This window comes from Lysinibacillus sp. PWR01 (assembly GCF_043359455.1).
In the GTDB taxonomy this organism is placed as follows: Bacteria; Bacillota; Bacilli; order Bacillales_A; family Planococcaceae; genus Lysinibacillus; species Lysinibacillus fusiformis_F.
In genome coordinates this window covers 40,778-46,858 of record NZ_JBHERJ010000101.1, presented here as the reverse complement: position 1 = coordinate 46,858, position 6,081 = coordinate 40,778, and the positions used below count along the sequence as shown (strand labels likewise).

Sequence of the window (6,081 nt, the reverse complement as noted above, 5' to 3'; positions counted from 1 at the left end):
TTGACTCCTGAGGGAAGTGAGTCAGGCGAGCCCCTGCACGGAGCGGTAGCGGAGAAAGCCGTTCGACGCTCGCCCACAGAAATCCATTTTTCACCTTTCACAAAAAGTCTATGTATGTTTTTCAACAACATGAAAAGGGCGTTTGCATAGCAAAACGCCCCTTTATGATATTTAGTACCTTTACGCAGATAAGTGCTGAATGGCTAATTCAAATTGCTCTCTTGGCTTTACTCCATAAAGTTCTATATTGTGATAGAAATAAGAAGCTACCATAAAATCAATCGCCTCTTGAAGTGTGAAGTCCCGATGTTCCATTACTAATGATAAATATGTTTTAAAATAATCAGCATTTTGTACTTTTGCATGTTTCATGACAAAGGTCAAACTCTCCTTATCATTAAAATATTATATTTCCTGACACAATTGCTTATTATAGCACCTTTCCAATGGGAAGCAAGTTTCTTCGATTGTAAATGCATCTTTACAATCGTTTACAAAGCATTACATTCCTTTACATCTCTTTTACGAACCGTTTATACGACTTCAACAATCAGTCATTATAGTAAAGATTGTAAGACAAATAACTATAAAACAGTTCATGACGGAGGCAAATGAGATGAAAAAGTGGAAGTACTTAACGATGACAGCAGTAATGGGTTCTGCATTAATGCTAGGTGCATGTGGTAGCGATTCTGCACAAAATGGAAACAATGCAGAAACGAACGCACCAGCAAGCTCAGGACAAGAAGCTGCTGATGAAAAGCTACAAGGGTCTGTAGCTGGAGATGGCTCATCAACAGTAGCACCAATCATTGAGGCAGTTGTTGAAGAGTATGCAGGTACACAACCAGATGTCAAAGTATCAGTGGGGGTTTCTGGTACTGGTGGTGGTTTTGAAAAATTCATCGCAGGTGAAACAGACTTTTCAAATGCATCTCGTAATATAAAAGATGAAGAGAAAACGAAATTAGAAGAAGCGGGCATTGATTTTACAGAGCTAGCTTTAGCATATGACGGTTTATCAGTAGTGGTGAATCCGGAAAATGATTGGGCGAAGGATTTAACTGTAGAACAATTACAAAAAATTTGGGTTGAAGATGGAAAAGAGAAAAAATGGTCTGATATTGATCCATCTTGGCCAGATGAAAAAATCATTTACTATTCACCAGGTACGGATTCAGGCACATATGATTACTTCGATGAAGTCATTTTAGATGGGGCGGATCTAGTAAGCTCAGCAACATTATCAGAGGATGATAATATGCTAGTGCAAGGTGTGGCTGGTGATAAAAACGCTATCGGTTTCTTCGGTTATGCTTACTACCTTGAAAATAAAGATAAATTAAACATTGTAAAAGTAAATGGAGTAGAGCCAACTAATGAAACAATTGAAGGTGGCGAATATACACCACTTTCACGCCCACTATTCACATACGTAAAAAATAGTGCTATGAAGGACAATGAAGCAGCCTACGACTTCATTAAATTTACACTTGAAAACGCAGGCGATATGGCTGAAGCAGTTGGCTATGTTCGTTTACCTGAAGAAAAATATACTGAAGGCTTAAAAACTTTAGAAGGCTTAAAATAAGAAGACATGCATAGAGGGAAAGAGATGTATGCTCTTTCCCTCACTTATTTGAAAGGAGCTCCCAATGGTTTCTCAAAAGGAAGATAAGACATCATCTGTGCAGCAATTAATTGCAAATTCGCGCAATCAAAAAACAAAGAAAATAGTGGAAAAAGCCATGCCAGCTCTATTATTTTCTGCAGCAATTATTTCGATTTTAACAACATTTGGCATTGTTTTCACCCTTATTTTTGAAACGTTTGAATTCTTTAAACGTGTGTCGATTACGGATTTCCTTTTCGGTACAAAATGGTTACCATTTTCAGGTAATGAACCGTTATTTGGGATTTTGCCATTAATCGCTGGTACATTAAAAGTGACACTTATTGCAGTTGTAGTAGCTGTACCATTTGGAATTGCTTCAGCTATCTATTTAAGTGAATATGCAAGTGAGAAAACAAGACGTACAGTGAAACCTATTTTAGAGGTATTAGCAGGTGTGCCAACAATTGTTTATGGCTTCTTCGCTTTAACATTTGTCACACCAATCCTACAAGAAATTGTACCTGGACTCAAACTATTTAATGCATTAAGTCCTGGTATTGTTGTAGGAATTATGATTTTACCAATGATTACATCTCTTTCAGAAGATGCCATGTCATCTGTACCAAATAGTATGCGTGAAGGGGCTTTAGCCCTAGGTGCGACGAAATTTGAGGTAGCAATCAAAGTAGTACTACCCGCTGCACTTTCTGGGATTGTGGCTTCCGTTGTGTTAGCTATTTCCCGGGCAATAGGTGAAACAATGATTGTATCGCTTGCAGGTGGATCGACACCGAAATTTGATCTCAATGTGACAGACTCTATTCAAACAATGACTGCATACATTGTACAGGTTTCAACGGGTGATGCGGGTTATGGTACAACCATTTATTACTCTATTTATTCAGTAGGATTCACACTATTTATCTTTACACTAGTAATGAATTTACTTGCTCACTATATTTCGAAACGCTTCAGGGAGGTTTACTAGCATGCGCTATATGGATGACACGGTCGTCATGAAACGAATGACAAAGCGTATTACAGCAAATAAAGTTTGGAAAACCCTATTTTTCTTAGCTACTACGTTTGCACTTGTAACTTTAGCTGTTTTACTGTACCGCATTGTGACACAGGGTATCGATTACTTAAACATCGATTTCTTGATGAATTTTGCATCACGATTTGCGGATAAGGCAGGTATCAAAGCTGCCTTGATCGGTTCGCTTTGGTTAATGGCAGTTGTAGCGCCAGTATCGATTATTTTAGGTGTGGGTACTGCGATTTATTTAGAGGAGTATGCCAAGAAAAATAGAATCAATGATTTTATTCGCATGAATATATCCAATCTAGCAGGTGTTCCTTCCATTGTTTTTGGATTACTTGGATTAACTATTTTCGTACGTATGATGGGTTTAGGAAAAAGTATTTTAGCTGCGGGCTTTACAATGAGTTTGTTAATTTTACCTGTTATCATTGTAGCGGCTCAAGAGGCCATTCGTGCAGTGCCAAATGAACAACGTGAGGCTTCCTATGGTATGGGAGCAACGAAATGGCAAACGATTTTGCGTGTTGTATTACCAGCCGCCATCCCAGGTATTTTAACAGGAAGTATTTTAGCCTTGTCTCGTGCCATAGGAGAAACAGCTCCACTAGTTGTTATTGGGATTCCAGTTATCCTGCAGTTTTTACCGAATGGTTTATTGAGTCAATTTACAGCATTACCGATGCAAATCTATGACTGGGCAAAACGACCACAAGAAGCCTTTCAGTATGTAGCGGCAGCAGGTATTTTAGTGCTGATGACGGTGCTGTTGTTGATGAATTCTATTGCCATCTATATTCGAAATAAATTCCAAAAACGTTATTAATGAGGTGACCTTATGGTACTAGATTTAAAAGAGGAAAAAACAATTGTCAAATTGAATCAAGCAACAACTAAGTCTATGACAGATGTGGCGAAAAACATTGTCTACGATACACGAAATTTAAACTTATGGTATGGTGATCACCATGGCTTAAAAGATGTTAATTTAAGCATCTATGAAAATGAAGTAACGGCTATTATTGGGCCATCTGGTTGTGGTAAATCTACGTATCTAAAAACATTAAATAGAATGGTTGAACTTGTACCAATCGTTCGTACATCAGGGGAAATTTTATATCGTGAGCGTAATATTTTAGATAAAAACTATACGGTAGAGGAATTAAGAACACGTGTAGGAATGGTGTTCCAAAAGCCAAACCCGTTCCCAAAATCTATTTATGATAACATTGCCTATGGACCAAGAATCCATGGCATTAAAAATAAAAAAATTCTAGATGAAATTGTGGAGAAATCACTAAGAGGGGCAGCCATCTGGGATGAGGTAAAAGATCGTTTAAATCAAAATGCCTACGGATTATCAGGTGGTCAGCAACAACGTATTTGTATTGCGCGTTGCTTGGCGATTGAACCTGATGTCATTCTAATGGATGAGCCAACATCTGCTTTAGACCCTATCTCTACATTGAAAGTGGAAGAGCTTGTACAAGAATTGAAAAAAGATTATTCCATTGTTATCGTGACACATAATATGCAGCAAGCAGCACGTATTTCTGATCGTACAGCATTCTTCCTAAGTGGAGAGGTTGTCGAATACGATAAAACGGATGTTATTTTCCAAACACCAGCAGATCAACGGACAGAAGACTATATTTCGGGACGTTTCGGCTAAGGAGGAGCAATTGGATGATCGTACGTGAACGTTTTGAACAAGAGTTAAAAGAGGTACAGGGACAATTTCTTGCAATTGCCAACAGCAGTATCTTTGCATTAAAAACAGCTTTTGAAGCATTAGTAGAGCAGGATTTAGAAAAGGCATTAAAAATTTTGGAAGACGATTTAATTATTAATCGCCTTGAAGAAGAAATTAATGACCATGTAATACTAATGATTGCCAAGCAACAACCAGTAGCAACAGATTTACGCCGTCTCATGGTTCTTGTAAAAGCAGCATCGGATATGGAAAGAGTAGGCGACTATGCGGTCAATATTGCTAAAGAAGCGATTCGAATTGGCAAAGAACCAATGATATTCCCGATAACGAATCTACAAACTATGTGTAATAAAACAGTAGAAATGCTAGAGAGCATCATGAAGGCCTTTACCGAGGAAGATACGGTACGCGCTAAAGAAATCGCTGAATTAGATGATTATGTGGACGATTTATACGGGGCAACGATTACACTTTTACTTCGTGCAGGGGTAGAAAACCCATCCCATATTTCGCAGATTACACACCTCACATTTATTTGCCGCTATTTAGAACGTTCTGCTGATCATGCAACAAATATTGCAGAACATCTATTTTACTTAGTAAAAGGCAAACATTATGAATTAAATAATTAAGAGAGAAGAGCTGCTTTTTAGCTCTTCTTTTCTTTTGCAAAAAAAATTCCTGAAGTAGCAACATTGTTTTTTCTGTAGCGTCTTTATAGCGAGCGTTTTTGTATTGTCAAAATTTTTTTTTGGTTATACTATAGACATTATCCAAAAAATGTGGTGCTTAGGAGGTGCTGCTAAGTGAAAGATGCAATTGAATCCCTCATCAAGCAATTTGACCAGCAGATGACAATCGAACAACTTGACTATTTACGTTTTCTCTACGAAAACCTACATATAGAGGAGTTAAGTGAAGGAGAACAACATTATTTTATCGATTATTTTTTCAAGAGTGAGCCATTACGAAATATGGCAGCATTTGCACTAGAATTGACAGATATCATGCATGAAATCCGAGAAAATATCCCTGCTATTGAGAAAGCTGAACGCTTAGCAAACGGCAAAGAGCAACGCCAGTATTATGAACGAAAATGGTTAGAGCTAAGACGTCAAAAGCTCAAGCAGCAGACAACGAAAAGCGGAAATATTTACTATGTGCCCTTTCATGACTATCAACAAGACTCTGGTCCGATGATTATATGTTTAGAACAAACGACAGGGATGGCAGCTTACTCTGAGATTTGTAAAAGTATGATTTTAGCATTATTTATGAATGCACATCGGGAAGGCCGTGATTTATATATTGTTCCGTATGATCGTCAGATTCATGTCCACTACCGCTTTGAAAATGGTCATTTAAATTTAGCTGATTTTAAGAGTTTTATCGAATATAAGGCAAAGGGAGAGGCTGCCATTTTTCCTGTTTTACAGTTTGTGAAAGCATTACTACAGGAAAATCAACTAGGCACAGAAGCAGATGTGATTATTTTTACAGAAGGAACACCTATTGATGGGCAACATCTCGTTGGCAAGCAAGCGAAAATCATGCTAGAGGAAATGAAGCAAAAATATCATGCTGAATTTTCAGTGATTGCCATGCATGAACATAATTTTAATAAACAGCAATTTTGGTTTGCTAGTAAGGCTTTTTTTGCAGATGATGCCATACAATAACAAAAAGGGGCTAACCATTACTGAAGGTCAG

Annotated in this window: 7 protein-coding genes; 6 read left to right on the top strand and 1 reads right to left on the bottom strand. The window is 37.7% G+C overall.

What is annotated here, in order from left to right; translation table 11 throughout:
* Window positions 1-180 precede the first annotated feature (180 nt).
* Window positions 181-372 carry a hypothetical protein gene (locus ACEVFT_RS24460; RefSeq protein ID WP_205444373.1) on the bottom strand — a complete coding sequence of 64 codons (192 nt, stop codon included), beginning with the start codon at window positions 370-372 and terminating at the stop codon, window positions 181-183.
* Window positions 373-616: 244 nt separating this feature from the next.
* On the opposite strand from ACEVFT_RS24460, the gene ACEVFT_RS24455 reads away from it, so the two are divergent.
* The 6 genes from ACEVFT_RS24455 (at window position 617) to ACEVFT_RS24430 (ending at window position 6,050) form a co-directional block, all read left to right on the top strand.
* Window positions 617-1,591, top strand: a complete 975-nt coding sequence (locus tag ACEVFT_RS24455) for a PstS family phosphate ABC transporter substrate-binding protein (RefSeq protein WP_205444371.1) — start codon at window positions 617-619, stop codon at window positions 1,589-1,591.
* Window positions 1,592-1,655: 64 nt separating this feature from the next.
* Complete coding sequence (gene pstC / locus ACEVFT_RS24450) at window positions 1,656-2,603, top strand: phosphate ABC transporter permease subunit PstC (RefSeq protein WP_205444369.1); 948 nt, start codon at window positions 1,656-1,658, stop codon at window positions 2,601-2,603.
* Window position 2,604: 1 nt separating this feature from the next.
* Entirely contained in the window at window positions 2,605-3,483 is an 879-nt protein-coding gene (pstA, locus tag ACEVFT_RS24445) for a phosphate ABC transporter permease PstA (protein ID WP_205444368.1), read from the top strand.
* A 75-nt stretch (window positions 3,484-3,558) separates the two neighbouring features.
* Complete coding sequence (pstB, locus tag ACEVFT_RS24440) at window positions 3,559-4,329, top strand: phosphate ABC transporter ATP-binding protein PstB (RefSeq protein ID WP_342534790.1); 771 nt, start codon at window positions 3,559-3,561, stop codon at window positions 4,327-4,329.
* 14 nt (window positions 4,330-4,343) lie between these two features.
* On the top strand, window positions 4,344-5,003 hold the full coding sequence (phoU, locus tag ACEVFT_RS24435) for a phosphate signaling complex protein PhoU (RefSeq protein ID WP_205444364.1): 660 nt from the start codon (window positions 4,344-4,346) through the stop codon (window positions 5,001-5,003).
* Between the two features lie 174 nt (window positions 5,004-5,177).
* The gene (locus ACEVFT_RS24430; protein WP_342532963.1) at window positions 5,178-6,050 is read left to right on the top strand and encodes a vWA domain-containing protein; all 873 of its coding nucleotides are present in this window, start codon (window positions 5,178-5,180) and stop codon (window positions 6,048-6,050) included.
* The last annotated feature ends 31 nt before the right edge of the window (window positions 6,051-6,081 follow it).

Bases quoted from the DNA above. Each gene is read 5' to 3' on its own strand.
- ACEVFT_RS24455 (WP_205444371.1), top strand. From the start codon at position 617: ATGAAAAAGTGGAAGTACTTAACGATGACAGCAGTAATGGGTTCTGCA.
- ACEVFT_RS24460 (WP_205444373.1), bottom strand. From the start codon at position 372: ATGAAACATGCAAAAGTACAAAATGCTGATTATTTTAAAACATATTTA.
- pstB (WP_342534790.1), top strand. From the start codon at position 3,559: ATGACAGATGTGGCGAAAAACATTGTCTACGATACACGAAATTTAAAC.
- phoU (WP_205444364.1), top strand. From the start codon at position 4,344: ATGATCGTACGTGAACGTTTTGAACAAGAGTTAAAAGAGGTACAGGGA.
- pstC (WP_205444369.1), top strand. From the start codon at position 1,656: ATGGTTTCTCAAAAGGAAGATAAGACATCATCTGTGCAGCAATTAATT.
- pstA (WP_205444368.1), top strand. From the start codon at position 2,605: ATGCGCTATATGGATGACACGGTCGTCATGAAACGAATGACAAAGCGT.